The organism is Halorussus sp. AFM4 (genome assembly GCF_051194995.1).
In the GTDB taxonomy this organism is placed as follows: Archaea; Halobacteriota; Halobacteria; order Halobacteriales; family Haladaptataceae; genus Halorussus.
The window spans coordinates 261,771-286,135 of the sequence record NZ_JBNTJT010000006.1; the positions used below are offsets into that span (position 1 = coordinate 261,771).

The 24,365-nt window shown below is 70.5% G+C and carries 25 protein-coding genes; 12 read left to right on the forward strand and 13 right to left on the reverse strand.

The features are described from left to right. Positions 1-26 precede the first annotated feature (26 nt). A complete protein-coding gene (locus ACQUQF_RS23795; protein WP_435181878.1) occupies positions 27-389 on the forward strand; it encodes a DUF7522 family protein in 363 nt (120 codons plus the stop codon). Positions 390-498: 109 nt separating this feature from the next. Next, positions 499-927, forward strand: coding sequence for a CopG family ribbon-helix-helix protein (locus ACQUQF_RS23800; RefSeq protein ID WP_435181880.1), 429 nt, complete (start codon positions 499-501; stop codon positions 925-927). A gap of 39 nt (positions 928-966) precedes the next feature. Here the strand turns inward: ACQUQF_RS23800 and ctaD are convergent, their stop codons facing one another. After that, positions 967-2,667: a cytochrome c oxidase subunit I gene (gene ctaD / locus ACQUQF_RS23805; protein WP_435181882.1), complete on the reverse strand. Its 1,701-nt coding sequence runs from the start codon at positions 2,665-2,667 to the stop codon at positions 967-969. A 215-nt stretch (positions 2,668-2,882) separates the two neighbouring features. Between ctaD and ACQUQF_RS23810 the strand changes: the two genes are divergently transcribed. The 4 genes from ACQUQF_RS23810 (at position 2,883) to ACQUQF_RS23825 (ending at position 5,802) form a co-directional block, all read left to right on the forward strand. After that, positions 2,883-3,881 (forward strand): glutathione S-transferase family protein, encoded by a 999-nt coding sequence (locus tag ACQUQF_RS23810; protein WP_435181884.1) that lies wholly within the window; start codon positions 2,883-2,885, stop codon positions 3,879-3,881. A gap of 117 nt (positions 3,882-3,998) precedes the next feature. Further along, the gene (locus tag ACQUQF_RS23815) at positions 3,999-4,184 is read left to right on the forward strand and encodes a hypothetical protein (RefSeq protein WP_435181885.1); all 186 of its coding nucleotides are present in this window, start codon (positions 3,999-4,001) and stop codon (positions 4,182-4,184) included. 192 nt (positions 4,185-4,376) lie between these two features. Next, positions 4,377-5,177 carry a mechanosensitive ion channel family protein gene (locus ACQUQF_RS23820; RefSeq protein WP_435181886.1) on the forward strand — a complete coding sequence of 267 codons (801 nt, stop codon included), beginning with the start codon at positions 4,377-4,379 and terminating at the stop codon, positions 5,175-5,177. 64 nt (positions 5,178-5,241) lie between these two features. Beyond that, positions 5,242-5,802 carry a thioredoxin family protein gene (locus ACQUQF_RS23825; protein WP_435181887.1) on the forward strand — a complete coding sequence of 187 codons (561 nt, stop codon included), beginning with the start codon at positions 5,242-5,244 and terminating at the stop codon, positions 5,800-5,802. A 31-nt stretch (positions 5,803-5,833) separates the two neighbouring features. Here the strand turns inward: ACQUQF_RS23825 and ACQUQF_RS23830 are convergent, their stop codons facing one another. Continuing rightward, positions 5,834-7,024 carry a cation:proton antiporter gene (locus ACQUQF_RS23830; protein ID WP_435181888.1) on the reverse strand — a complete coding sequence of 397 codons (1,191 nt, stop codon included), beginning with the start codon at positions 7,022-7,024 and terminating at the stop codon, positions 5,834-5,836. Further along, a complete protein-coding gene (locus tag ACQUQF_RS23835; RefSeq protein ID WP_435181889.1) occupies positions 7,024-7,503 on the reverse strand; it encodes a cation:proton antiporter regulatory subunit in 480 nt (159 codons plus the stop codon). Before ACQUQF_RS23835 ends, ACQUQF_RS23830 begins: the two co-directional genes overlap by 1 nt. Before the next feature lie 172 nt (positions 7,504-7,675). On the opposite strand from ACQUQF_RS23835, the gene ACQUQF_RS23840 reads away from it, so the two are divergent. Then, positions 7,676-9,211, forward strand: a complete 1,536-nt coding sequence (locus ACQUQF_RS23840; protein WP_435181891.1) for an HTTM domain-containing protein — start codon at positions 7,676-7,678, stop codon at positions 9,209-9,211. A 74-nt stretch (positions 9,212-9,285) separates the two neighbouring features. On the opposite strand, the gene ACQUQF_RS23845 is transcribed toward ACQUQF_RS23840, so the two are convergent. After that, entirely contained in the window at positions 9,286-9,843 is a 558-nt protein-coding gene (locus ACQUQF_RS23845; RefSeq protein WP_435181892.1) for a hypothetical protein, read from the reverse strand. Positions 9,844-10,208: 365 nt separating this feature from the next. Next, positions 10,209-11,699, reverse strand: coding sequence for an aldehyde dehydrogenase family protein (locus tag ACQUQF_RS23850; protein ID WP_435181894.1), 1,491 nt, complete (start codon positions 11,697-11,699; stop codon positions 10,209-10,211). Between the two features lie 141 nt (positions 11,700-11,840). Between ACQUQF_RS23850 and ACQUQF_RS23855 the strand changes: the two genes are divergently transcribed. The 3 genes from ACQUQF_RS23855 (at position 11,841) to ACQUQF_RS23865 (ending at position 14,507) form a co-directional block, all read left to right on the forward strand. Further along, positions 11,841-12,593 carry a pirin family protein gene (locus ACQUQF_RS23855; protein ID WP_435181895.1) on the forward strand — a complete coding sequence of 251 codons (753 nt, stop codon included), beginning with the start codon at positions 11,841-11,843 and terminating at the stop codon, positions 12,591-12,593. Positions 12,594-12,873: 280 nt separating this feature from the next. Beyond that, a complete protein-coding gene (locus tag ACQUQF_RS23860) occupies positions 12,874-14,187 on the forward strand; it encodes an NADH:flavin oxidoreductase (protein WP_435181896.1) in 1,314 nt (437 codons plus the stop codon). A 74-nt stretch (positions 14,188-14,261) separates the two neighbouring features. After that, the gene (locus tag ACQUQF_RS23865; RefSeq protein WP_435181897.1) at positions 14,262-14,507 is read left to right on the forward strand and encodes a CDGSH iron-sulfur domain-containing protein; all 246 of its coding nucleotides are present in this window, start codon (positions 14,262-14,264) and stop codon (positions 14,505-14,507) included. A gap of 45 nt (positions 14,508-14,552) precedes the next feature. Here the strand turns inward: ACQUQF_RS23865 and ACQUQF_RS23870 are convergent, their stop codons facing one another. From ACQUQF_RS23870 to ACQUQF_RS23885, 4 genes are all read right to left on the reverse strand, one after another. Beyond that, positions 14,553-15,848: a threonine synthase gene (locus ACQUQF_RS23870; protein WP_435181898.1), complete on the reverse strand. Its 1,296-nt coding sequence runs from the start codon at positions 15,846-15,848 to the stop codon at positions 14,553-14,555. After that, positions 15,845-16,636, reverse strand: a complete 792-nt coding sequence (locus ACQUQF_RS23875) for an HpcH/HpaI aldolase family protein (RefSeq protein ID WP_435181900.1) — start codon at positions 16,634-16,636, stop codon at positions 15,845-15,847. The genes ACQUQF_RS23870 and ACQUQF_RS23875 overlap by 4 nt, the downstream gene beginning before the upstream one ends. Before the next feature lie 99 nt (positions 16,637-16,735). Continuing rightward, the gene (locus ACQUQF_RS23880) at positions 16,736-17,014 is read right to left on the reverse strand and encodes a DUF7521 family protein (protein WP_435181901.1); all 279 of its coding nucleotides are present in this window, start codon (positions 17,012-17,014) and stop codon (positions 16,736-16,738) included. A gap of 129 nt (positions 17,015-17,143) precedes the next feature. Beyond that, positions 17,144-20,149: an FAD-binding and (Fe-S)-binding domain-containing protein gene (locus ACQUQF_RS23885; protein ID WP_435181902.1), complete on the reverse strand. Its 3,006-nt coding sequence runs from the start codon at positions 20,147-20,149 to the stop codon at positions 17,144-17,146. Between the two features lie 244 nt (positions 20,150-20,393). Here ACQUQF_RS23885 and ACQUQF_RS23890 point away from each other — a divergent pair, with 244 nt between their 5' ends. Then, positions 20,394-21,128, forward strand: coding sequence for a hypothetical protein (locus ACQUQF_RS23890; protein ID WP_435181904.1), 735 nt, complete (start codon positions 20,394-20,396; stop codon positions 21,126-21,128). Between the two features lie 102 nt (positions 21,129-21,230). Continuing rightward, a complete protein-coding gene (locus ACQUQF_RS23895) occupies positions 21,231-21,524 on the forward strand; it encodes a PadR family transcriptional regulator (protein ID WP_435181905.1) in 294 nt (97 codons plus the stop codon). 69 nt (positions 21,525-21,593) lie between these two features. On the opposite strand, the gene ACQUQF_RS23900 is transcribed toward ACQUQF_RS23895, so the two are convergent. The 4 genes from ACQUQF_RS23900 to ACQUQF_RS23915 form a co-directional block, all read right to left on the reverse strand. Further along, complete coding sequence (locus tag ACQUQF_RS23900; protein WP_435181906.1) at positions 21,594-22,262, reverse strand: hypothetical protein; 669 nt, start codon at positions 22,260-22,262, stop codon at positions 21,594-21,596. A gap of 81 nt (positions 22,263-22,343) precedes the next feature. Then, positions 22,344-22,733 (reverse strand): hypothetical protein, encoded by a 390-nt coding sequence (locus tag ACQUQF_RS23905; RefSeq protein WP_435181908.1) that lies wholly within the window; start codon positions 22,731-22,733, stop codon positions 22,344-22,346. A gap of 428 nt (positions 22,734-23,161) precedes the next feature. Next, positions 23,162-23,554 (reverse strand): hypothetical protein, encoded by a 393-nt coding sequence (locus tag ACQUQF_RS23910; protein ID WP_435181910.1) that lies wholly within the window; start codon positions 23,552-23,554, stop codon positions 23,162-23,164. Then, positions 23,551-24,365: ParA family protein (locus ACQUQF_RS23915; RefSeq protein ID WP_435181912.1), on the reverse strand; the 815-nt coding region annotated here is incomplete at its 5' end. The genes ACQUQF_RS23910 and ACQUQF_RS23915, both read right to left, overlap by 4 nt.

The following is a 24,365-nucleotide window of genomic DNA, read 5'->3' on the forward strand; positions in this document are numbered from 1 at the left end:
AACTCCCCAGTAGTGATTTTATCATCATGCCGCGCGCGGGCGTCGACGAACTGACGGCGTTCGTCCGGGACTCGACCGGGGCGTCGCTCCGGGGCGTCTACCGCTACCACGCCGAGGGGTACGAGGTCCAGTACGTCAGACCCGACCTCCGACGGGAGGGAGTCGACGCCGAGATCGCCCGGGCGATCGACCACCTCCGGAACGAGTCGCGGGCCCGCGAGCAGCGGGCGTTCCCCTACGACGGGTTCAACGGGACCGTCCGGTCGTTCGAGGAGGCGGTCGTGCTGCACTTCCCGCTGCGCCAGGAGCGGGGCGTCGTCGTGGCGCTCGACACCGACGTGGCCCGCCAGCTCGACGGGTTCATGCGCGAGTGCGTCGAGCGGCTGTGAGACGGGCCGGCGGTCGGGCCGACGCAGGCCCCCGAGATTAGCAACTCGACCCCCGTGAGGCGGCGGTCGATAACAAGAGCTATCATTTTCGCGCCGCTCGGTTAACAACATGACCGTCGTCAGCATCTCGATGCCCGACGAACTGCTCGACCGCGTCGACGAGTTCGCCGACGAGCACGGCTACACCGGACGGAGCGAGGTGTTCCGCGAGGCCGCCCGCAACCTCCTGGGGGAGTTCGAGGACAAGAAGCTCGAGGACCGCGAACTGATGGGCGTGGTCACGGTGCTGTTCAGCTACGAGAACTCCGTGGTCGAGGAACGGATGATCCACCTCCGCCACGAGTACGAGGGGCTGGTCACCTCGAACGTCCACAGCCACGTCGGCGACCACTACTGCATGGAGCTGTTCATCCTCGAGGGGAGCCTCGAGGACATCTCGACGTTCGTCGGCAAGATCCGGGCGACCCAGGACACCCTCACGGTCGACTACTCGGTGATCCCGGTCGACGAGGTCGGCCCGTTCGCAACCGGCGAGTAGCCGTCGGTCGCGACCTCCGCCCCTACCGACCGACTCGCGCTACTCGTCGGTCGACTCACCGCCGTCGGTGATGGCGGTCTCGCGCTTGCGCTCGAACCACGCCCAGTCCTTGGTCTTGAGCCCGTCGTCCTCGAGGTTCCACGGGTCGCCCGACTCGACCCGCCGGCCCTCCAGCCACGAGGTGACGATGTTCCAGACGAAGACCAGCTGGCCGAAGCCCATGATGAACGCCCCGACCGTCGCGATGACGTGGAGGTCAGTGAACTGCGGCAGGTAGGTGGCGTACCGGCGCGGCATGCCGCCGTAGCCCAGGACGAGCAGCGCGAAGAACGTCACGTTGCTCCCGATCATGGTGGTCCAGAAGTGCCACTTCGCGAGGGTGCGCTGGTACATCCGGCCCGTGACCATCGGGAACCAGTAGTAGATGCCCGCGAAGCCGGCGACCGCGATGGCGCCCATCACGATGAAGTGGAAGTGTCCGACCACGTAGTAGGTGTCGTGCAGCACCAGGTCGACCGGGACCGACGCGAGGAAGACGCCCGTCACGCCGCCGATGATGAAGTTCTGGACGAACCCGATGCTGAACAGCATCGGCGCGGTCATGCGAAGCCGGCCGTTCCACATGGTGGTGATCCAGTTGAACACCTTCACTGCGCTCGGGATAGCGATGGCCAGCGACACCGCCATGAAGCTCCCGCGGATCCGCGGGTCCATCCCAACCGCGAACATGTGGTGGGCCCAGACGCCGAAGCTCAGCACGCCGATGGCCAGTGTCGAGTACACTACGAACTTGAACCCGAACAGCTTCCGGCCCGCGAACCGCGGCAGGATGAGGCTGACGAGTCCCATCGGCGGCAACACCAGGATGTACACCTCGGGGTGGCCGAAGAACCAGAAGAGGTGCTGCCACAGGATGGGCCCGCCGCCTTCGGTCGAGAAGAACGTCGTCCCGAAGTTACGGTCGAGTAGCAGCATGACGAGCGCACTGCCCAGCAGCGGGAACGAGAAGAGAATGAGCCCCGACTGGGTGATCATGGTCCAGGAGAAGATGTCGAGGTTCTCCCAGCCGACGTCGTCGCCGCGCTCGGTGAAGACGGTCGCGATGAAGTTGATCGCCCCCATCGTCGCCGACACGCCCGTCAGGTGGAGCCCCAGCAGCATGAGGTCGACGCCGGGATTGGTCTGCTCGACCGACAGCGGCGTGTACATCGTCCAGGCCGTCTGGGCGGGTTCGATGGCGATGCTGGCGATGGGCGCGAAGAAGAACCCGGCCCAGATGAGCAGCGCGCCCGGCGGGAGGAGCCAGAAGGCGATGGCGTTGATCCGGGGGAACGCCATGTCGTCGGCCCCGATCAACAGCGGGACGAAGTAGTTGCCGAACGCCGCGATGATCGGCGTTCCGAACAGGAACAGCATCGTGATGCCGTGGGAGGTCAGCAGCGAGTTGTAGAAGTTCGCCCCGATGAACCCGGCCTCGGGCGTCAGGAGTTCGGTCCGCATCAGCAGGACGGCGATCCCGCCCCACGCGAACGCGGTCAGGCCGAAGATGCCGTAGAGGATGCCGATGTCCTTGTGGTCGACCGTCGTGAGCCATCGGGCCAGTCCGCCGGGCTTCTCCTCGTGGCCCGTCTCGGTGCCCTCGCCGTAGCCGCCCCCGCCCCCGCCGGAGAGCGGCGTGTACGACCGCCAGTCCTCGACGTTCAGGATGTAGGCCGCGACCGCGGCCAGAAGTACCCCCATTACAGCCGTCAGTACGAGCTCCCCAGCTGCTACCATACGCTATCCTGAGGACTACACGATTAAGAAAGGTTGGGCCATAGCTTTGAAACTCCTCGACGCAGCCGCGGCGCCCGGCCCGCGATCCCTCTGCCGGGTGACCGGTCGGACCGGCGAGGGTCTCGGTCGGGCCTGCCGCGGGCAGTGGTCCTTTAGGCGCTCGCGGCCTATTTCCGCCTATGAACATGCTCGTGGACGGCGAGTGGCGCGTGGACGCCTACGAGTCCACCGACGAGGAGGGCAACTTCGACCGGCAGGAGACGTCGTTCCGGGAGCGGGTCGAAGCCGACCCCGACGCCGCGTTCCCGGCCGAGGCGGGCCGGTACCACCTCTACGTCTCGTACGCCTGCCCGTGGGCCCACCGGACGCTGATCACGCGCAGCCTCAAGGGGCTGGAGGACGCGATCTCGGTCTCGGTCGTCGACCCCTACCGGGAGGACGACGGCTGGGAGTTCACCCCGGAGAAGGAGGGCTGCACCGAGGACAGGGTCAACGGCTTCGACTACCTCCGGGAGACCTACGTCGCGGCCGACCCCGAGTTCACCGGCCGGGTGACGGTGCCGGTGCTCTGGGACACCGAGCGCGAGACCATCGTGAACAACGAGTCCGCCGAGATCATGCGGATGCTGGACACGGCGTTCGACGACGTCGCGGAGCGCGACGTCACCCTCTACCCCGAGGGCTACCGCGACGAGGTCGACCAGACCATCGAGGACATCTACGAGCCCATCAACAACGGCGTCTACCGCGCCGGGTTCGCGGGGAACCAGGAGGCGTACGACGAGGCGGTGACCGACCTGTTCGACGCGCTCGACCGGTACGACGACCTGCTGTCCGACCGGCGGTACCTCTGCGGCGACCGGCTGACCGAGGCCGACGTCGCGATGTTCACCACCCTGGTCCGGTTCGACGCGGTGTACCACACCCACTTCAAGTGCAACGTCCGCCAGATCTCGGACTACGACAACCTCTGGCCGTACCTCCGGGACCTCTACCAGACGCCCGGCGTGGCCGAGACGGTCCGCATGGACCACATCAAGGAGCACTACTACCGGAGCCACGCCGACCTCAACCCCAAGCGCATCGTGCCGAAGGGGCCCGACCTCGACTTCGAGGCGCCCCACGACCGCGACGAGCTCCCCGGCGGCCCGCCGGAAGCGGTCGAGGCGCTCGCCTGAGGGCGGTCGGCGGTCTCCGTTCTCTGGCCGGCCGGCGAATCGCAGGCTGAGTTCTGCTCCCCGCGCTCGTCGACGGCCACCAGTTTTTCGGACGCGCGGGAGAGCAGTCCAGGTACAATGGGCGTGATGGACAAGCTCCGGCGGTTGCTCGGACTCGTCGAGGGACACGAGGACAAGGTGGCCGAGCAGGTCGGCAAGCGAACCAGCGTGAGCGAGGAGAAGGCCAGGGAGGGCATCGAGAGGGTCCAGGAGGCGGTCGGCGACGACTCGAACGGCGACGGCGCCGACCGGAGTCGCAGGTGACGACGGCCCGACCGAGCGCGACGGACAGTCCGCGGGAGCAAACGCGGCACCGGACAGCTCGTGAACTCCACGTCGGGCGCCTCCCGAGACGGCCGGCCGTAATTCGATTCCGGGTGCGCCGACGGTCGACCCCGGGCCGCCCTGCCAGTAGCTTAACACGGCCAGCCGTCCAAATCGGGGCCTGGCGAAGCCGTGTTCGCGCTGCAACTCGTCCCCGACCTGACGTCGCTCGCGGTCGCGCTCGCGCTCCGGGTCGCGTTCTTCGCTGCGGCGTTCACCGTCGTCACGGCCGTCGGTCGGTTCGCGGTCCGACCGATCGTCGCGCGACTGCTCGCGGCCCGCGGCGTCGGCCCCACCGTCGAGCGTCCGGTCCAGCGGCTCGTCCGGGTGCTGGTCTGGTTCGTGGGGCTCACGGTGGCGTTCAGCGCCGCCGGACTCGGCAACCTGCTGAGCGCCTCGGCGACCATCGCCGCCGCGTTCACGCTGGCGGTGGGCCTCGCCTCCCAGAGCCTCATGTCGAACGTGGTGAGCGGCGCGTTCATCATCGCCGACGAGCGGTTCAACATCGGCGACTGGATACGGTGGGGCGACAAGGAGGGCGTCGTCGAGGACATCAGCTTCCGGGTCACGCGGGTCCGGACGTTCGACAACGAACTGGTGACGGTACCGAACTCGACGCTGACCGACGGGGAGGTCACCAACCCCGTGGCGGGCGACCGACTCAGAGTCACCCACGAGTTCCGCGTCAGCAGGGACCACGACGTCGACGACGTCGCCGCGCTCCTGCTGGCCGAGGCCGCGGGCCACCCCGCCATCCTGGCCGACCCGGAGCCGACGGTCCGGGCGACCGACCTCGGCGCCGACGCCGTCACGCTGGCGGTCCGGTTCTGGATCGGGGACCCCGGGCGCGACGACTTCGTGGCGGTGCGCTCGGAGTACATCCAGCGGGTCGACGAGCGGCTCGCGGCCGAGGAGATAGAACTGGCGGCGTGACCGGGCTCCCCGGCACCGACCGCGATGACCAAGCTATTTCTCGCTCGCCCACCAATCGCCGGGTATGGTGCTGCGAGAGTCCGAGGAGGAACTGGAGCGCGGCGAACCGGTCCCGGACTTCGAGCTGCGGGACACCGACGGCGAGCCCCGCTCGCTGTCGGACTTCGCCGACTACGACGCCGTGCTGCTGGTGTTCACCTGCAACCACTGCCCGTACGCGCGGGCCAAGTTCGACCTGCTGAACGACCTGGCCGAGACGTACGACGACGCCGCGGTCGTCGGCGTCAACCCCAACGACGAGGTGGAGTACCCCGACGACTCCTACGAGAACATGGTCGAGCTGGTCGAGGACGGGACGATCCGCTACGACGCCTACCTCCGGGACGACACCCAGGCGGTCGCCGAGGCCTACGGCGCGGCCTGCACGCCCGACCCGTTCCTGCTGAGAAACGAGGGTGACGGCAGGTTCACCCTCGCGTACCACGGCCGGCTCGACGACGCGCTCAGTCCCGACGACGAGGCGACCGAGGTGTACGTCGACGACGCCATCGACGCGGTGCTGGCCGGCGAGGACGTCGGCCTGGAGTTCATGCCCTCGCGGGGCTGCTCCATCAAGTGGAAGTAGAGCCCCCGCGGCCGGGCGGGGCCGACCGCGTTCAGTCCGTTTCTCCCCGGAACGCGGTCAGGACGTCGACGTACTGCATCGCCACCGTCCCGAGGACGCTCATCGCGAGCACGTAGCCGACGGTGAAGGAGGTCAGCTCGTCGGTCCGGGGGATCCGGGCGGCGGCGCCGGCCGCCAGCGAGGCGATGACCAGCGAGAACTCCCCGCGGGGGACCAGCCCCACGCCGACCCGGAGCGAGCGCCGCCGGTTGAGGCCGTAGAACCGGCCGCCGAGCACGCCGCTGGCCAGCTTCGAGAGCGACGTCGCGACCACCGCGACCGCCAGGAGGACGCCGACGTCGAGGAATGCGGTCACGTCGGTTCCGAGCCCGATGGAGAAGAAGAACACCGCGGCGAACAGGTCCCGGGTCGGTCCGACGACGTCCTCGAGTCGGTGGACGTGCTCGGTCCGGCCGAACGCGACGCCCACGAAGAACGCGGCGACCGCCTCGCTGACGCCGAGCGCGAGCGCCTCGCCCGCGACCAGCGTGGTGAGCCCGACCGCGAACAGCAGGAACAGCTCGTCGGCCTCGACCGAGAGCAGCCGCTCGACGTACGGGGTGCCGTAGGCCGCGACCGCCGCCAGCGCGAGCAGGAACGCCGCGGCCGTGCCGACCGACGCCGCCACCGACGCGATTCCGCCCCCGCCCAGCGCCACCGCGGTCAGCACCGCGAGCACGACCGCGATGAGCAGGTCCTCGAACACGAGCGTCCCGAGGATGACGTCGCTCTCGGGGTCGGCGATCCAGCCGCGCTCGACCAGCGCCTTCGTGACCACCGCGCTCGAGGAGATGTAGACGATGCTGGCGAGGAACAGCCCGGTGAGCCACGGGAAGCCGAACGCCGCGGCCAGCCCCAGCCCGACGCCGAAGTTGACGAGGAAGTCGGTCGCGCCCACGCCGAGCAGCCGAGTCGGGCGGGCCAGCAGCCGGTCCGGGCTGAACTCCAGCCCGAGGAAGAACAGCAGGAAGATGACGCCGAGTTCGGCGCCCACGTCGATGACCTCCAGGTGCGAGACCAGCGTCAGGTCCAGCGGCCCCAGCGACCGGGGCGGGTTGGGCCCGACCACGACGCCCGCCAGGATGTACGCCGGGATGACCGACTGGTCGGCCCGCGCCGCGAGCGCGCCGGCGACGGCGAGGGCGGTGAAGGCGATACCCAGTTCGACCAGCACCTCGGCCATCAGTCGGCCACGAGGTCGGCCAGCGTCTCCTGCTCGGCCCGGGTCCCGAGCGCGACGATGACGTCGCCGGCGGCGAGCTCGAAGTCGGCCGACGGGTTGGCCACCGTCTCCTCGCCGCGTTGGACCGCGATGACCGACGCGCCGGTGCGCTGGCGGATGCCGCAGTCGCTCAGCGACCGGCCGACCACCGGCGAGTCGGTCCCCACGTCGTGCCACCGGATGATCCCGTCGCCGAGCGGCACCTGGACCGTGTCGTGCTCGACCGGCTGGAAGTACGCCCCCTCCAGCAGGGTGCCGAACTCCCGGGCCTGGCGGTCGTCGAGCTCGAACAGCTTCTCGCTGTCGGCCTCGGCCGACCGCCGGCGGAACACCTCGCGCCGGCCGTCGTGGTGGATGAGGACCACGAGACGGTCGTCGCCGTCGACCTCGTACTCGAACTTCCGACCCACGCCGGGCACGTCCGTCTCGTAGACGGTCATGCCGTCCAGTACGACGATACGCGACTTAAGCCCCGCCGCCGAATCGACTCCCGGTGGCCGTACTTCTCCCCCGACCATCGCCGGACCGACTGCCGTCGACCCCCGCCGACTCCACCGCCGGCGGCCGGCGCTCCGCTACGTTTACAAGACGCACCTGACAACCCCGCGTATCATGGACTCCTCCGCCCTCCGCGCGACCCTCCGGCGCGGCCGGACCGGGCTGGCCCGCCGGTTCGGCGTCGACGCCCGGGCGCTGGCCGCGCTCCGGGTCGCGCTCGGCCTGCTGCTGCTCGTCGACCTCGCGCTCCGGTCGCGGGACCTCGTCGCCTTCTACACCGACGCCGGGGTGCTCCCGCGGGCGGTGCTCCGCGAGCAGTTCGGCGCCATCGCCTCGCTGTCGATACACGCCCTCTCCGGGTCGGCGTGGTTCCAGGCCGGGCTGTTCCTGCTCGCCGGCGCGGCGGCCGCGGCGCTCGCGGCCGGCTACCGGACGAGGCTCGCGACCGCGGTGTCGTTCGTCCTGCTGGTGTCGCTGCACGCCCGGAACCCGGTGCTGCTCAACGGCGGCGACTCGCTGCTCCGCCGCCTGCTGTTCTGGGGGCTGTTCCTGCCGCTCGGCCGGCGGTGGTCGGTCGACGCGCTCCGGGCCGGCCGAGAGCCAAGCGCCGGAGGCGACGGTGCGCGCCCCGACCGCGTCGCCGGAATCGCGTCGGCCGCCCTGCTGCTCCAGGTCGTCATCGTCTACACCGCGAACGCGCTGTTCAAGCTCCGGGGCGACCTCTGGGTCGAGGGCGAGGCCATCCTGTACGTGTTCGGCCTCGACCAGTTGACAACCGGCCTCGGCGATCTGCTGGCCACCTACCCGACCGCGCTCCGGGCGTTCGACAGGCTCTGGCTGGGCCTCCTGATAACCTCGGTCGGGCTGGTCCTGCTGACCGGGTGGGCCCGGGCCGCGTTCGCCGGGCTGTTCGCCGGGATGCACCTCGGGATGGCGCTGACCATGCAGATCACCGTCTTCCCGCTCATCTCCATCGCGGCCCTGCTCGCGTTCCTGCCCCCGGTCCTCTGGGACGCCGCCGCGGCCCGGGTCCGCGAGTCCGGCGTCGGCCGGCGGGTAATCGCCGCCGACGTGCCGGCCGGGATCGACCGCCTCCTGCCGGAACGGCGGATCGGCGCCCCACCGGCCGCGATCGCGCGGTGGGCCCGCCGCGCCCGACCGCCGGTGGTCGCCGGCCTGCTCGCGCTCGTCCTCCTCTGGAACGCGGCCACGCTGGGCTACGTCGCGATGCCCGACGCGGTCAGCGAGTCGGTCGATCCGGAGGAGTACCGCTGGGACATGTTCGCGCCCGAGCCCCGGACCACCGACGGCTGGTACGTGGTCCCGGGCGAACTGGCGTCGGGCGAGCGCGTCGACGTGTTCCACCGCCGGCCGGTCCGGTGGAGCGAGCCGCCGGACGTCGCGGGGAGCTACCGCAACGTCAGGTGGTTCAAGTACATGATGGACCTCCGGGCGAGTGCGGGCGCACCAATCAGACCGGCGTTCGCCGACTACCTCTGCCGGCAGTGGAACGCGACCCACACGGTCGGCGTGGAGCGGCTCGGCCTCTACTACGTCGAGCAGCCGGTCCGGCTGGAGGGCCCGGAGCCGACGAACCGGGTCGAGCTCCTCCGGTACTCGTGCGCGAGGAACGCGACGGTGTCGGGCTGAAATCGAGTGTTTCCGCAAACGTTTGCGTCTTCGTAAACGGAAACGGGAGGACGGTCGGGGGTCGTGCGCCGGGTTCAGTCCACGAACAACCGAACGTCGTCCGCCACCCGGCCTCCGTCGTCCGGGAGCAGGTCGTCCGGAACTGAATCGAACCAGTCGGCGTTCCAGTGGTCGTTCTCGTCGAGGCTCGGGTCCGTCGCGCGTGCCGCCTCGTCGGCCAGCGACGCCCGGAAGACGACGTTGTAGGTGCTCGCGTGAGGTTCGTCCTCGTCCTCGGCGACGTGGTCGAGACCACGCACGACTTCGACACCGTCGAGTTCGAAGGGGACACCGGTGACCAGTTCGACGGTGTCGCGGGCCACTTCGGCCCAGTCCTCGCCGGGGTCGACCGGGCCGTGGGGCAGCATTCCGACCGCGTCGGTCTCGTGGATCGCCAGCAGGACCGCCCCCGCGCCGTCGGTGAGGCCGACGACGGCCCTGCCGGCGACGTCGGTCGCGCAGTGGTCGCGGTCCTCGCGGACGACCGTCTCCTCGGTGAAGCGAACGCCCTCGCGGTCGCGCAGCCTCTCGGGGTCGGTGAGCGAGTCGGTCGGCGGTACGTCGGCGGCGGCTTCCGTAGATGTCTCTGGCATGGGTGTGCTGTCGGCTGTCGGGGTGCTCGACGGCCCGGCGGACGGTCCGTCGGGCGTCACTAGTGGCGGCCTTCGCGCACTTCGTCCGTCTGAACGTCCGAGTCCGGCACGTCCGAACGCCGGAGCAGTAGCTATGCGGAATTGATAGAAAAAAGCGTCGATTTCATTACGGCGTTTTCTTCTATGTAATAATTCGGTGCACGGGGAGTTAAGCCTTTCGGTGGTGATACAATCTATCGCTTGAGCACCGCGTCAGCCGAGGGAAGATAACCTGAATGGCGATTCTAGAGCAGTATCGGAACAGGCGAGCGCCGGCCGACGCAGTTCACCGCCCGGGAGCCACCGAAAAAACGGGGCCGGCCGCGTCAGAAGGGGTAGTCGCGCGGCTCGCGCTGGAGCGAGATCCACTTCGTCTCGGTGATCTCGTGGAGGAACGCGTCGCTGTTGTAGGTGCCCACGCCTGAGGCCTTCGTGCCGCTGAACGGGACGTGGGCCTCGTCGTTGATCGGCTGGTCGTTGACGTGGACGTTGCCGGTCTCCATGCGCTCGGCGATGCGCTTGCCGGTCTCGAGGTCGCCGGCGTGGACTGCGCCCGAGAGGCCGTACTCGGTGGCGTTGGCGATCTCGACGGCCTCGTCGACGTCCGAGAACGGGATGACCGGCGCGATGGGGCCGAAGTGCTCGTTGCACGCCGCCGCCATGTCGTTGGTCACGTCCGAGAGCACCGTGGGCGCGACGACAAGCGAGTCGTCGGTCTCCTCGACGCTGACGGTCTCGCCGCCGGTTTCGAGGGTGGCGCCCGCCTCGACCGTGCGCCCGACGTAGTCGAGCATCTCGTCGCGCTGGGACTCGTCGATGATCGGCCCGACGACGGTGTCCTCGTCGTGGGCGCTCCCGGTCGGCAGGCTCTCGGCGCGCTCGGTCAGCTTCTCGACGTACTCGTCGTAGACGTCCTCGTGGACGATGTGGCGGTTGATGGAGATGCAGACCTGGCCCTGGTGGACGAACGAGCCGAAGGTCGCGCCGTCGATGGCCCGGTCGATGTCGGCGTCGTCGGTGACGACGAACGCGTTGTTGCCCCCGAGCTCCATCGCGGGCACCGCGAGGTTCTGGCCCGCGAGCCCGGCGACGTGCTGGCCGACCTCGGTCGAGCCGGTGAACGAGACGACGTCGCTCTCGGGGTGGCTGGCGACCCGATCGCCGATCTCCGAGCCCTTGCCCGTGACAACGTTGAGCACGCCCGGGGGCAGGTCTGTCTCCTCGAGCAGCTTGGCGAACAGCAGCCCGCCCGTGATGGGCGAGTTCGTCGAGGGCTTGAGCACGACGCTGTTGCCGGCCGCGATGGCGGGCGCGACCGCACGCATCGAGAGGTTCAGCGGGAAGTTCCACGGCGAGATGACCGTCACGACGCCCTTCGGTCGGACCTGGACGATGTTCTCCTTGCCGGGGATGTTCGAGTCGGCGTGCTCGCCCTTCATCCGCCGGGGCAGCGTCGCCGCCTCCGCGGCGTGATCCGAGGCGATCTGGACGGAGGTCTCGCCCATGATGGCCGACCCGCCGACCTCGTACTCCAGCAGCTCGGCGATCTCGTCGCCGTACCCCTGGAGGGCCTGGAGGAACTCCTGGACGACCGCCTCCCGCTGGGCGGGCGGTCGCTCGGCCCACTCCTCCTGGGCAGCCGCGGCGGCCTCGTACGCGGCGTCGACGTCGCCCTCGGTCGCCGCGGGGACCTCCGCGACGACCTCGCGGGTCGAGGGGTCCTCGACCGCCAGGGTCTCGCCGCTCTCGCTCGGGGTCCACTCGCCGTCGACGTAGAGCGCGCTCCAGTCGGCGTCGATCGAGATGTCGTTCTCCATGTACGGTTTACCGTTCGGTAGAACGACGTAAAAGGGGAGCGACCGCGGAGAGGGCCACCGGTTCACGGACGGCCGGTCACCGGACTCGGGGAATCCGACCGCCTCCGACAGCCTTTACCGGACGGTAAACGAAGCGCGGGTATGAGCCAGTCCGATCGGACGGGCGAGCGCCCCGGCGGTCCGGTGGCCGGCGAGACGGTCCGGCACGGGACCGGCGTGAACTCGAACCGCGCGTTCCCGACGAGCAACTACCCCCACAACCTCGACCCGTTCGTCCTCTTCGAGCGCTTCTACATCGAGCCCGACACGGGGTTCCCGACCCACCCCCACCGCGGCTTCGAGATCGTGTCGTACATGCTCGACGGGGCGATGGCCCACGAGGACTCGCTGGGCGTCGCCCACACCGCGAGGGAGGGCGCGGCCATGCGCATCACCACCGGACGGGGCATCGAGCACTCCGAGCTGCCGGCCGACGGGGCGGCCTGCAACGGGCTCCAGCTCTGGGTGAACCTCCCGCGCGCGGAGAAGGACGCCGAGCCCGACTACGAGGACGCCGAGCCCGCGGAGCTGCCCACCGAGGAGCGCGACGGCGCCAGCGTGACCACGGTCGTCGGCGAGGGGTCGCCGCTCTCGCTCCGGACGCCGACGGAGTACCTCGACGTCGCCGTGACCGACGCGTGGTCCTGGTCGATGCCCGACGACTGGGCGGGCTTCTGCTACGGCGTCGCGGGGGAGGGGACGGTCGACGGGCGCGATTTCGGCGAGGGCGACGTCCTCCCGGTCACCGACGGTCGAGACGTGGAACTCGCTACCGACGAGGGGTTCCGCGTCGTCGCGGTCTCCGGCCGTCCCCACGGCGAGCCCATCCGCCAGCGCGGGCCGTTCGTGCTGTAGCGACGTTCCGAGTTCTGCGGCGGCTCCGTTCGACGTCTGCGGGACCGCACAATCGGACGACGAGTACTCTTAGCGAAAACGTCCCTCGGGAGGGGCCGACGCGGCAGCCGTAGAACACCTCAACTGTGAACCACCGGCGGCGAGCCGCGTCTGCCCTCCGGGGCATCCCTGCGATGCCGGTCGGCTGTACGGCCTCCGCCGATAAAGTTTTACCGACTGGTAAACACGCGCCGCGGCGGCCCAACGCTTTAGCTCGAACGCGTCGAACGACCGACACAGCGTGCCCGAACTCGAATCTCCCCTCGAAATCGGCGGCGTCGAGCTCCCGAACCGGCTCTACCGCGCACCGCTGCTCGAGTGCGCCGGCGAGGGACCGGACGCCGCCGAGACGCTCGCGGCCGAACTCGAACCCGCCGCGGCCGCGGGGGCCGGCCTCGTCTTCCAGGGCGCGTCGCCGGTCCGCGAGACCGGGGGCCGGGTCGCGCCGTCGATGACGAGCCTCGCAGACCCCGAGTTCGCCGAGAGCCTGTCGGCGTTCACCGACGCCGTCCACGACCACGGCGGGCGAGTCTTCGTCCAGCTCGACCACGGCGGGCTGCGGAGCCTGGAGACCTGGCACCGGGGCTACCGTCGGGCCAACCCCGACCTGACCCAGCTCGCGGTGTCCGAGCCGCCCCGGCCACTGCGGCTCGCCGACCGGCTCGGGTTCCTCGACCTCGACGCCCGCGTGCTCTCGACCGACGAGGTGTACGAGCTCGCGGCCGACTTCGGGCGGTGCGCCGCCAACGCCGCCGCCGCGGGCTACGACGGCATCCACCTCGGCGGCGCGAACATGGGCATCCTCCAGCAGTTCCTCTCGCCGTTCTACAACCGCCGGCGCGACGAGTTCGCCGACGGCGTCCGGTTCTTCGAAGTCGTCCACGACGAGATCCGGTCGCGGGCCGGCGACCTCCCGGTGGTCACCAAGGTGCCCGCCGAGACCGAGGCGCCGCCGTTCGTCCGCCGGCGGCTCACCGCCGACGACGCGGTCGACCTCTGCGCCCGGCTCGACCGCATCGGCTACGACGCGGTCGTCCCGGTCCGGGTCTCGACGTTCTGGGACATGAGCATCGTCCGGGGCCGGTTCCCCGAGCGGGCGTGGCGCGACGAGCGGTTCCGCGAGGGGTACGTCGCGGCGTTCGGGAGCCGGTGGAGGGCCGCGCTGGTCGCGGCCGCCAACCGGATCGAGGGGGTCGCCTACGGCTTCGAGCCGGCGTGGAACGCCGACCTGGCGCGGCGGGCCCGCGAGGCGGTGTCGGTGCCGGTCCTGCTGGAGGGCGGCGTCCGGACCCGCGAGCAGATCGACGACCTGCTGGGCGCCGACGGCGCCGAATCGGGGCCCGTCTGCGACGCGGTCGGGATGGCCCGCCCGTTCTACGCCGAACCCCGGCTCCCCGCCCGGCTGCTCGACGCCGACGAGGCCGAAGCCGTCTGCGAGAACTGCAACAACTGCACCGTCCCGCAGGTCGCCGGCGCGCCCGGCGTGTGCCGGACCCCGGAGGTGCTGGCCGAGCGCGGGGAACTGGAGCGACGGGGCGCCTACGAGCGGGAGTGAGGGGTCGCGGCGCGGCCCGACCGGCCCAGCACCACCGGAGCAAGGGTTACGACGCTCCGGTGCCAACCGGGGGCATGACCCGCGAAGTCACGCACGAGGCGACCGGCCCGCTCAGGATCGACGAGAGCGACATCGACGACGAGAAGGGCGACGTCGCGGTCTGCCTCTGCGGGCTCTCGGAGGACTACCCCTTCTGCGACGGCTCGCACCGCGTCACCGAGGACGAGGCCGACGGCGTCCGCTACAAGTACGAGAGCGACGACCCCGAGGGCGACCGCCGCGAGATCGTGGAGGTGATCTACGCCGACGAGAGCGGGTAGGCGGCGGTCGCACCGCCGGCTTCGCCTCCGCCGTCCCGTCACGTGCTACCCGGTGAGCGACCGGAGCCGCTCGGGCAGGTCGTCGAGCCCGATCGCCTCGGGGGGCTCGCCGCCGGCGCTGAGTTCCCGGAATCCGGTCCCGGTCAGCACCGCGACCACCTCGTCGTCGGCCGCGAGGTCGCCGCGGTCCGAGAGCCGCCGGACGCCCGCCAGCGCGGTCGCCGACGCGGGTTCGACGCAGAAGCCCGCCTCGGCCGCGAGGGACGCCTTCGCGTCTCGGATCTCGTCGTCCGGGACCGAGAGGACGGCGCCGCCGGTCTCCCGGGCCGCCGCGAGCGCCCTGGTCTCGCTCGGCGGGTCCGGGTTGGCGATGGAGTAGGCGACCGTCTCGGCAGTCTCGTCAGCGGCGGTCACATCGTCGGCGCCCTCCCGGTACGCCGCCGCGATGGGGGCGCAGGCCGCGGCCTGCACGAGGTAGAGCCGCGGGAGGTCGGCCTCGCCGAGCAGGCCCGCGGCCCGGAGTTCCCGGAGGGCCTTCCAGACCGCGCTCGCGTGGCCGCCGCTGCTGACCGGCAGGACGATCGCGTCCGGCGCGGACGCCGCGCCGTCGCGCTCGAACGCCTCGCAGATCTCCAGCGCCGTCGTCTTCTGGCCGGCCACCCGGAGCGGCGTGTCGGAGTTGACGAACGCGACCGGCGCGTCGGCGGCCAGCGTCTCGTAGTAGAGCCGGCCGTAGTCGCCGGCGACACGGAGGACCGCGGGGTCGTACTGGTCGATGGCCGCGAGGCGCTCGGCCGAGATGTCGTCGGGCACCAGCACGAGCGCGTTCGGGCCGTCCCCGCCGAGGCCGGCGGCGTTGGCCGCCACGCTGACGGCCATGTTGCCGTGCGAGACCGTGCCGAGCCACTCGCGGCCCGCCGCCGCGGCCCACGCCGCGCCGACCGCGCTCCCGCGGTCCTTGAAGCTCCCCGTGAGGTTCGCGGTCTCGTCCTTCAGCCAGAGGCGGCACCCGGCGTCGGCGTCGAGGCCGGCCGCCCGGACGAGCGGCGTGTCGCCCGCGGCCGCGGCGACTCCCGCGGGCTCTGGTTCCCGTGTGCCCTCGGCGGTATCGCCGGGCGGACCGACCGGCAGGAGGTCGGCGTAGCGCCAGACGCCGCGCCCCGCGTCGGACCGGGGACCGGCGCGCTGTTCCGGCCACGAGAAGTCGGCCGCCGCGTCGTCCGTGTCGAACCAGAGCGGTTCGCCGCACTCGCAGCGCTTGCGGTCGGGGAACGCGGCCGTCGCGCCGCACCGGTAGCAGGTCAGGTCCGGCGTCGCGACGGCGGAAGGGGTCGCGGTCATCGCATCGAGTCTTCGAAGGTACTCCTGGCCCTCGCTGCGCCCTCTGCGAGGTAGCCGGCGTCGACGCCGACGATCTGGTAGTCGTAGCCGTAGTCGGCCCAGCGCCGGATGTCCTCGTCGCTCGTCGCCAGCGTCCCGACCGGGACGTCCTCGGCGTGTGCCGCGTCGAGCACCGCCTCGACCGCTCCGCGGAACGCCTCGGAATCGTACTCGCCGAAGACGTCCATCGACCCCGAGAGGTCGGCCGGCCCGACGAGCAGCGCGTCGACGCCCTCGACCCCGGCGATGTCGCCGGCGTTCTCGACCGCGCGGTCGGACTCGATCTGGACGACGGTGGCGACGTGGTCGCCGCCGCGCGCGACCTGTTCGGCGAGGTCCTCGCCGTAGTCGTTGCCCCGCGACGCCGCGATGCCCCGGACGCCCTCGGGCGGATAGCGGGTCGCCTCGACCGCCTCGCGGGCCTCGGCCCCGGTCTCGACCATCGGGACGAGGACACCGGAAACGCCGGTGTCCAGCACCCGCTTGATCCGGACGGGGTCGTTCCACGCGACCCGCGCGACCAGGGCGGGGCCGTCGGCCTCCGGACGGTCGCCGCCGGCGGCCTCGACCGCCCGAGCCACGTTGGCCACGGACTCGAGGTCGGTCGGTGCGTGCTCGGTGTCGACCACCGCGAAGTCGGCCTCGCGGGCGCAGACCTCGGCGACCGCGGGGTGGCCGATCGAGAGCCAGTGGCCGACCACGGGGTCGCGGTCGGCGAGCCGTCGCTTGAACTCGGCAGCGTCGGTCATGGCCGGACCCAGGACGCCCCGCGGCAAGTAGGTTTCCGAGGCGGCAGGGCGGCCGACCGAGAAAGAGGGGGAAGCGGACGGTTCGGGTTCGAGAGCGCGCTACTGCGCCCGGACGCTCGACACGATGAAGACGTAGCCGATGGTCGTGACCGCGTAGTTGACCGTCAGCAGCAGCCGGCTCCGGGAGAAGTCGGTCAGGAACGCGCTGAAGGTGGTCGCGACCGCCGCGGCCACGACGAACGAGAAGCCGATCGACAGCAGCAGCATCGCTCGATTCTCCGTCTGGATGTAGGCCCGCGCCGCCATGCCGACCAGCGTCAGGCCCACGACGACCAGGGTCGCGCTGAGGACCACGTAGGCGATTTCCATCGGTTGCATTTCGCTACTGTCGTGGCTTTCGCAGCCCAGACGTTTAAAGTTAGCCAGCGATTATCACCGGAGAGAATCGGTCCGCGGCCGCGTTATACGTTTTTTGGCCGCCGGACGAGGGGACCGGCCGACCCGGATTCAGTCGGGCAGCGCCGCGGCCAGCGCCTCGACCGGGTGGGTCGGACGCCGGGTCTCGAGCTGCGACCGGCAGGACGCGCCGGGCGCGACCACCTCGTCGGCGTCGGCCTCTGCGATCTGGTCGCGCAGGATGTCGCCGATGGACTGGGAGAGGTCGTAGTGCTCGGCGTGGTAGCCGAAGCTGCCGGCCATCCCGCAGCAGCCCGAGTCGAGCGCGGCCACGTCGTAGCCCGCCCGGGAGAGCACCGCGGCGGCGTGGCCGGCGGTGCCAAGCGCCTTCTGGTTGCAGTGGCCGTGGTAGGCCAGCCGGCGGTCGGGCGCCGCGAAGTCGACCGTCCCGGCGTGGTGCGTGTCGAGGTACTCGCAGACCCCGTAGGCGTTCGCCGCGACCGCCTCGACGTCCGGCGAGTCCGGGAGGAGGTCGCGGTACTCGTCCTGGACCATCGCGGCGTCGGAGGGCTCGGGGTAGACGACCGACCAGCCCTCCCGGACGCGGGGCGCCAGCAGGTCGACGTTGGCTTCGGCGCGGTCGCGGGCGACGTCGAGGAACCCCTCCGAGTAGGCCGGCCGGCCGCTCGGGTCGGCGTCGGGCACCTCGACCCGGACGCCGGCGGCCTCCAGCACCTGCACCGCGGCCCGGCCGGTCGCGGGGTAGACGTAGTTGGTGTAGGTGTCGGGGACGAGCAGCACGCGGTCGGTCGCCTCCGCCTCGGGGATCCGGGGCCCGCCGCGGGCCTCGAACCACGCCGCGAACGACTGGTCGGCGAACTCGGGGAAGTCGCGCTCGCGGGCGATGCCCAGCGCCTTCTCGGCGACGACGCCCGAGCCGGGGAGGTCGGCCAGCCAGTTCGAGACGGGTGCGAGCGCCGACCCCACCGCGGCGAGCCGGTCGACCTCGGCGAAGAGGCGCTCGCGGAGGCCCGCCCCCTCGCGCTGGTGGTACCGGTGCTTGACCTCGGCCTTGAGCTTCGCGAGGTCGACGCCGGTCGGGCAGTCGCTCTGACACCCCTTGCAGCCCAGACAGAGGTCCAGCACCTCCTTCTGGAAGCGCTCGGTGTACAGCTCCTCGGGCGGGAGCTCGCCCGAGATGGCCGCCCGGAGCATGTTGGCCCGACCCCGGGTGGTCGCCATCTCGTCGTCCATCCCGCGGTAGGAGGGGCACATCACCGCCGAGTCGGTCTGGCGGCAGGTGCCGCAGCCGTTGCAGAGCTCCACGAGGTGCGAGAAGCCCCCGTCGTCCGAGAAGTCCTGCTCGGTCGCCGGCTCTAGCGACGAGTAGGCGGGGCCGTACCGGAGGTGCTCGCGCATGTCCGCCCCGACCGCGCGGTCGGAGTCGGGGCCGTAGTCGTCGGGCGAGTCCCTGAACACGACCTTGCCGGGGTTCATCCGCCAGTCGGGGTCGAACGCGGTCTTGAGCCGCTTGAACGCGTCCCAGAGGTCGGGGCCGTACATCTTGGGGTTGAACTGCGTGCGGGCGAGGCCGTCGCCGTGCTCGCCCGAGAACGACCCGCGGTGGTCGAGCACCAGCGAGGTGACGTCCTCGGCGATCGAGCGCATCTTCTCGACGCCCTCCTCGTCCTTGAGGTTGAGCACCGGCCGGACGTGGAGGGTGCCGCTGCCGGCGTGGGCGAAGTACGCCGCGGAGGTGTCGTGGGCCTCCAGTACCCCCTCGAACCCCTGGACGTACTCGGCGAGCTCCGCGGGCGGCACCGAGGCGTCCTCGATGAACGGGTAGGGCTTGGGGTCGCCCTCCATGCTCATCAGCAGCGGGATGGCGGCCTTCCGGAGCTTCCAGAGCTTGGCCTGGGACTCGTGGTCGTAGGCCTCCAGCACGTCGAAGGCCGCGCCCGCGTGGACGAACTCGGCGTTGGTCTCCGCGACCGCCTCCTCCAGGTCGTCGCGGACCTCCGAGTCGAACTCCAGCATCAGCGCGGCCGCCGCCTCGTCGGGGATGGGCTCGGCGTACTCGGCGTACTCGGTCGACTCCCTGGCGAGCCGGAACACCTCCTCGTCCATGAGCTCGACCGCGCTCGGGTCGAACTCGAGCGCGACCGGCACCGCCTCCATCGCCGACAGCAGGTCCTCGAAGCAGTACAGCGCCAGCGCGGTCGACTCGGGCTTCGACACCAGCGAGAGCGTCGCCTCGGTCACCACGCCGAGCGTCCCCTCGGCCCCGACCAGCAGCTTCGAGAGGTTTACGCATTCGTTTCCGTTTTCGTTTACGTACACGCACTTGTGGAGGTTGTACCCCGACACCGACCGCTTGAGCTCCGGGTACCGGCGCTCGATCTCCTCGGCGTTGTCCTCGACGAGCCCCCGCACCGTGCGGTAGAGGTCGGCCTCGCGGTCGTCGCCCGAGACGATCTCCTCCCACTCGGGCCCGTCGAGTTCGACCTCACGCGCGCGGATCGTCGTCCCGTCGGCCAGGACCGCCTCGCACGACTCGACGTACGCGTCGGTGATGCCGTACCGGACCGAGTGGGCGCCGGTCGAGTTGTTGCCGATGCCCCCGCCGACGGTCGCGCGGTTCGACGAGGCCGGGTCGGGCGCGAACTTCAGGCCGTCCTCGGCGAGCCGGGCGTCGAGGTGGTCCTGGACGACGCCGGGCTGGACCGTCGCGCGCTGCGCGTCGGCGTCCACGTCGAGGATGGAATCCATGTGCCTGGTGAAGTCGAGGACGACACAGCCCGGGCCCACGGCCTGCCCCGCCAGCGACGACCCGGCGCCGCGGGGCAGGACGGGCGCGTCGTGGTCGGCCGCGACCTCCATGGCCGCCCGCACGTCGGCCGTGCTCCTCGGGAACACGACGCCGGCGGGCCGGGCCTGGTAGATGCTGCCGTCGGTCGCGTAGAGGATCTGGCTGTACTCGTCGAACCGGACCTCGCCGTCGCAGGCCGACCGGAGGTCCGCCGCCAAATCGGCGTGGGCCGCGTCGTCGGGCGCGTCGATGCCGACCGTCTCCTGGTAGGCCTCGAAGTCGGAGCCGTCCGCGGGGGGAGATGACATGATAGTCCGTGGCACGTGCGACGCCATAAAGACGGGTGTGCCACGAACCGACGTGGGGCGGTGAGCCGCATCGACGGACTGGCGGGGACCGAGTTCGAACACGATTCCGGAAACGAATCCGTAAACGTAAACGAAAACGGAGGGCGAACCGCCGGAGGGCGCCGGGACCGCAGGCCGCCGCTAAACCGGTCCGCCCGCGGACAGGAGGCATGTAACAAAGACCGACGCGGGGGAACGGACCTCCATGTCAGTGCGAAGCGGCGACCTGACCGAGAAGTGGTACGAGTACGTGTACCGCGACCGGGGCGAGTCGGTCCGTCGGTTCGCGGAGCGGTACCCCGACGAGCGGGCGCTGTCGGTGAGCTGCGAGCGGTTCGGCCACGACTACCGGTTCGTCCGACCGCTGCTCGCGAACCCCGACGAGGCGCTGCGCGCGGGGAAGGCCGCGCTCTCGCGGTTCCTATCGAGCGAGACCGACCGGGAGCTCCGGGACGTCTACCTCCGGGTCTGCGACCTCCCGGGCGAGAGCGAGGTGGCGCTGGCGGACCTCCGTGCCGAGCACCTCAACAGCCTCCACACGATGCGCTGCGTCGTCACCGACGCGGGACCGCTCCGGCCGAAGGTCGTGCGCGCGGCGTTCCGGTGCGCCAAGTGCGAGGAGGTCACCCGCCACGTCCCCCAGTCCGGCCGGGAGTTCCGGACCAACGCCAAGTGCCCCCGGTGCAGTTCGGTGGGCTACCTCTCCTTCGAGTCCGAGGCCAGCGAGTACGTCGATGCCCAGGAGGTGACGGTCCGCGACCCCGACGGCGACGACGAACTGCCGGTGCTGCTCGAACACGACCTGGCGGGCGCGGTGTCGGACGGCGACCATTTGCGCCTCGTTGGCATCCCACGCGCGTCTCGGACCGGCGACTCGACGGTGGCCGACACCTGGGTCGAATCGGTGAGTATGGAATGCTTAACCGACCGAGGCCGATAGCGTCCCGCGATTCTACCGCCTCGCGGTCGTGACAGTTCCGGGGATTCGAAACGGCCATCATCCTTTTCCCGATAGGAAGGTTCCGGTCTAAAAGGGGAGACGATGTACGACCTGACAGGCTTCCAGAGAGATTTACTGTACGTCATCGCGGGGCTGGACGAACCGCACGGGCTCGCCATCAAGGACGAACTCGAAGACTACTACGAGAAGGAGATCCACCACGGCCGGCTCTACCCGAACCTCGACACGCTCGTCGACAAGGGGTTCGTCGAGAAGGGCCAGCGCGACCGCCGCACCAACTACTACACGCTGACCCGCCGGGGAGACAGGGAGATCGAGGCCCGCCGGGAGTGGGAGGCCCAGTACGTGGACCTGACGCAGGAAGCGACCGCCTGACCGCCGGGGACCGCCGACGGCCGAAGGTCACAGGAAACGACCGGACGGGGACGACCGACCGGGGACGCCTCAGGGGTGGGACGGGGCGAGCGTGGCGCCGACGACCGCCGCGTCGAGCGACTGCACCAGCCGGAGGATCGGGCTCTCGGGGCCGAGGCGGTACTCGTCGCCGGTCTCCTCCAGCACGCCGAGGTCGACCAGCTTCTCGACGTGGAGCCAGACCCGCTTGCGCGAGACGCCGGTCAGCAGGTGGACGTCCTCCTGGGTGAGCGACCGGTCGCGGTCGGCCTCCAGCAGCGCGTCGAGCATCAGCCGCACTGATTCGAGCCGGGCGAGGTACGCCAGGCCCGACTCGTCGTCGGGCGCGCCGGTCGCCTCGACGGCCCTCGAGAGCTCGCCCGCCGCGTGGTAGACGATCGCGTGCTCGTTGACGCGGTACGTTCCCTCGTCGGCGACGAGCACGCCGAGCGAGATGAGCGCGTCGATGCCGCGCTCGACCGCGGCGTCGTCGGCGTCCACGCGCGACGCCAGGTCGTCGAACCCGTAGCGGGCGTCGGGGTCGGCGTCGAGCAAGGCCACCAGCAGCGACCGGACCGCGTCCTCGCCGGTCACCCAGAGCCACCCGCTGGGGTAGGCCCGCCGCGCCTCGGCGGGGTCCGCGTCCTCCGCGAACTCCCACATCTCGGCTCCGGTGTCGCTCGTCCGCAGCTGGGCGTCGTCGGTCGTGGGCAGGGTCATTACGGGTCCGGTGTCGCGGCGACGATAAAAAGCTACCGCGCCGGTCTGCGCGGTGCGGTACGCGACGGGGCGGTCCGGGGCTCAGTCGGGGCGGGTCGTCTCGCAGTCGACGCGCCAGTCGCAGTCGCCGTCCTCGCAGAGCCGGGCGTACAGCCCCTCGAGTGCCTCGGGCACGGTGTCGGGCAGGACGTGGAGCTCCACGTCCCCGTACCGGATCACGACACGGAACGCGGTGGAGTGGCGCCGGTCGTGGACCAGGTAGACAGGGGCGGGCAGCTCGAACCAGTCGCCGTACGTGTACCGCTCGCCGTCGAGCACGCGCTCGACGAGCCCGGCCAGGTCCGACTCCGACCGCTCGGCGTCGGGCGAGAGCCGGAAGACGGTGCCGCCCTCGTACTCGACGCCGCCGTCGCGGGGGTAGACCCGCTCGGGCCGGCGCGGGATGTCGAACGTCGGCGCGTCGTCGGTCACGTCGGGTCGTACGTCGCCATCGCTTATCAATCTCTACCTCGCCTGTCGGAAAACAACGACCTCCCGGGGCGGCGGCCGCTTTCGTTTACGGAATCGTTTCCGTGTTCGTTTACGTATGCGTTCCATAGCGACGGCACGTGGTCTTCGGGAAGACGGAGTTACAGCGCTTTACCCACGAGACGGCGTTACGATTCCGCTACTGTTTTCGATTCCGTTAACGAGTTCACTTTCGTAAACGAAATCGAATGCGTTTGCGTTTTCGAAATCGAGGGAGTCTCGACAACCACCGCGCAGACGACTTGAGTACCAGTCGAGCAGTGCACTGGAGACGAACGAGCCCGGAAACAGCGCTCGTTTTCGAAAACGTAAACGGAAGGGAAACCGCAAACGGAACGGCAAACGAATTCGAAAACGTCGAAGAACGGACTTCAGAAGTTCCGGCGAGCGTACTCGGCCGACGCGTCGGCGAGCAAATCGAGGTACTCCGGCGCGGCCTCCCGGAGGCCGAGGCGGACCGCGAGCCGGACGATCTCGCTGCGGTCGAGCGCGTCGCGGTCGACGTCCCGGCCCAGCGCGCCCTGGAGCGAGGTGCCGACCGCCTCGAGGTCGTCCTCGCGGTCGGCCAGCGTGGTGAGCAGCGCGGTGACCGACTCGTCGCGGGCCGCGAACGTCTTGGCCTGCTCGCCCGAGTCGATGGCGGCCAGCGCGTCCACCAGGTCCTCGACCAGGTCGTCGGTCCCGTCGTCGCCGCCGGCCGACTCCGCGAGCCGGTCGGTGCGCTGGGTCTGCTGGCGGAGCTCCTCGAGGTCCGGGTCGCTCACGCGGTCTCACCCCCGGCGACCGTGCGCGGTTCGGCGCGCTCCAGCCGCTCGGTCAGCGTCTCGGCGATGTCGAGAAACGCTTCGCGCGCGCGCCGGGCGGTCGTCGACGGCTCCTCCAGCGCGAACGCGGTCCGGCCGGACTCGGCCGCGTTCCGGATGTCCTGGCTCACCGGGACGTGCGAGGAGACGAAGGCGTCGGGGTAGGCCGCCTCGAAGTCGGCGAGGTACTCCTCGGCCAGCTTGGTCCGGGTGTCGACCTTGTTCGGCAGCACCATCGCGAGCCGCACGTCGACGTCGAAGTTGGCGCCGATCTTCTCCAGGTCCGCGCGGAGCGCCTCGGCCTGCTCGGACTCGAACGGCCCCATCTCGACCGGCGCGATGACGTTCCGGGCGGCCCACAGCCCGTTGTAGCTGACGTTGTTGGTCAGCCCCGGCAGGTCGATGAGGATGGCGTCGTAGCCCAGCGGTTCGATGTACTCGTCGAGGAACGCGTCGAGCCGGGAGTAGCGGTCGTGGGCGTCGTCGATGTTGCCAAGTTCGGCGTCGAGGCTGTCGAGGCCCGGGTGGGCCGGGATGAGATCGACCCCCTCGTCGGTCTCGAGGACGAGTCCCTCGACCGCGGCCCCGCCCAGCTTCTCGGCGATGGCGCCCCACTGGTCCTGGAACACCGTGGAGATGTTGGGCCAGTCGTCGTCCTCGGCGATCTGTCGCTCGACGGTCTCCCACCGGCCGAAGTGCTTGACGAGGTCGCCCTGCTTGCCCGCGAGGTCGATGAGCAGCACGTCGTTGCCCTGCTCGGCCAGCGCGACCC

Excerpts from the sequence above, each read along its gene's own strand:
- ACQUQF_RS23795 (WP_435181878.1), top strand. The coding sequence starts at position 27 with ATGCCGCGCGCGGGCGTCGACGAACTGACGGCGTTCGTCCGGGACTCG.
- ACQUQF_RS23800 (WP_435181880.1), top strand. The coding sequence starts at position 499 with ATGACCGTCGTCAGCATCTCGATGCCCGACGAACTGCTCGACCGCGTC.
- ctaD (WP_435181882.1), bottom strand. The coding sequence starts at position 2,667 with ATGGGGGTACTTCTGGCCGCGGTCGCGGCCTACATCCTGAACGTCGAG.
- ACQUQF_RS23810 (WP_435181884.1), top strand. The coding sequence starts at position 2,883 with ATGAACATGCTCGTGGACGGCGAGTGGCGCGTGGACGCCTACGAGTCC.
- ACQUQF_RS23815 (WP_435181885.1), top strand. The coding sequence starts at position 3,999 with ATGGGCGTGATGGACAAGCTCCGGCGGTTGCTCGGACTCGTCGAGGGA.
- ACQUQF_RS23825 (WP_435181887.1), top strand. The coding sequence starts at position 5,242 with ATGGTGCTGCGAGAGTCCGAGGAGGAACTGGAGCGCGGCGAACCGGTC.
- ACQUQF_RS23830 (WP_435181888.1), bottom strand. The coding sequence starts at position 7,024 with ATGGCCGAGGTGCTGGTCGAACTGGGTATCGCCTTCACCGCCCTCGCC.
- ACQUQF_RS23835 (WP_435181889.1), bottom strand. The coding sequence starts at position 7,503 with ATGACCGTCTACGAGACGGACGTGCCCGGCGTGGGTCGGAAGTTCGAG.
- ACQUQF_RS23840 (WP_435181891.1), top strand. The coding sequence starts at position 7,676 with ATGGACTCCTCCGCCCTCCGCGCGACCCTCCGGCGCGGCCGGACCGGG.
- ACQUQF_RS23845 (WP_435181892.1), bottom strand. The coding sequence starts at position 9,843 with ATGCCAGAGACATCTACGGAAGCCGCCGCCGACGTACCGCCGACCGAC.
- ACQUQF_RS23850 (WP_435181894.1), bottom strand. The coding sequence starts at position 11,699 with ATGGAGAACGACATCTCGATCGACGCCGACTGGAGCGCGCTCTACGTC.
- ACQUQF_RS23855 (WP_435181895.1), top strand. The coding sequence starts at position 11,841 with ATGAGCCAGTCCGATCGGACGGGCGAGCGCCCCGGCGGTCCGGTGGCC.
- ACQUQF_RS23865 (WP_435181897.1), top strand. The coding sequence starts at position 14,262 with ATGACCCGCGAAGTCACGCACGAGGCGACCGGCCCGCTCAGGATCGAC.
- ACQUQF_RS23870 (WP_435181898.1), bottom strand. The coding sequence starts at position 15,848 with ATGACCGCGACCCCTTCCGCCGTCGCGACGCCGGACCTGACCTGCTAC.
- ACQUQF_RS23875 (WP_435181900.1), bottom strand. The coding sequence starts at position 16,636 with ATGACCGACGCTGCCGAGTTCAAGCGACGGCTCGCCGACCGCGACCCC.
- ACQUQF_RS23880 (WP_435181901.1), bottom strand. The coding sequence starts at position 17,014 with ATGCAACCGATGGAAATCGCCTACGTGGTCCTCAGCGCGACCCTGGTC.
- ACQUQF_RS23885 (WP_435181902.1), bottom strand. The coding sequence starts at position 20,149 with ATGTCATCTCCCCCCGCGGACGGCTCCGACTTCGAGGCCTACCAGGAG.
- ACQUQF_RS23890 (WP_435181904.1), top strand. The coding sequence starts at position 20,394 with ATGTCAGTGCGAAGCGGCGACCTGACCGAGAAGTGGTACGAGTACGTG.
- ACQUQF_RS23895 (WP_435181905.1), top strand. The coding sequence starts at position 21,231 with ATGTACGACCTGACAGGCTTCCAGAGAGATTTACTGTACGTCATCGCG.
- ACQUQF_RS23900 (WP_435181906.1), bottom strand. The coding sequence starts at position 22,262 with ATGACCCTGCCCACGACCGACGACGCCCAGCTGCGGACGAGCGACACC.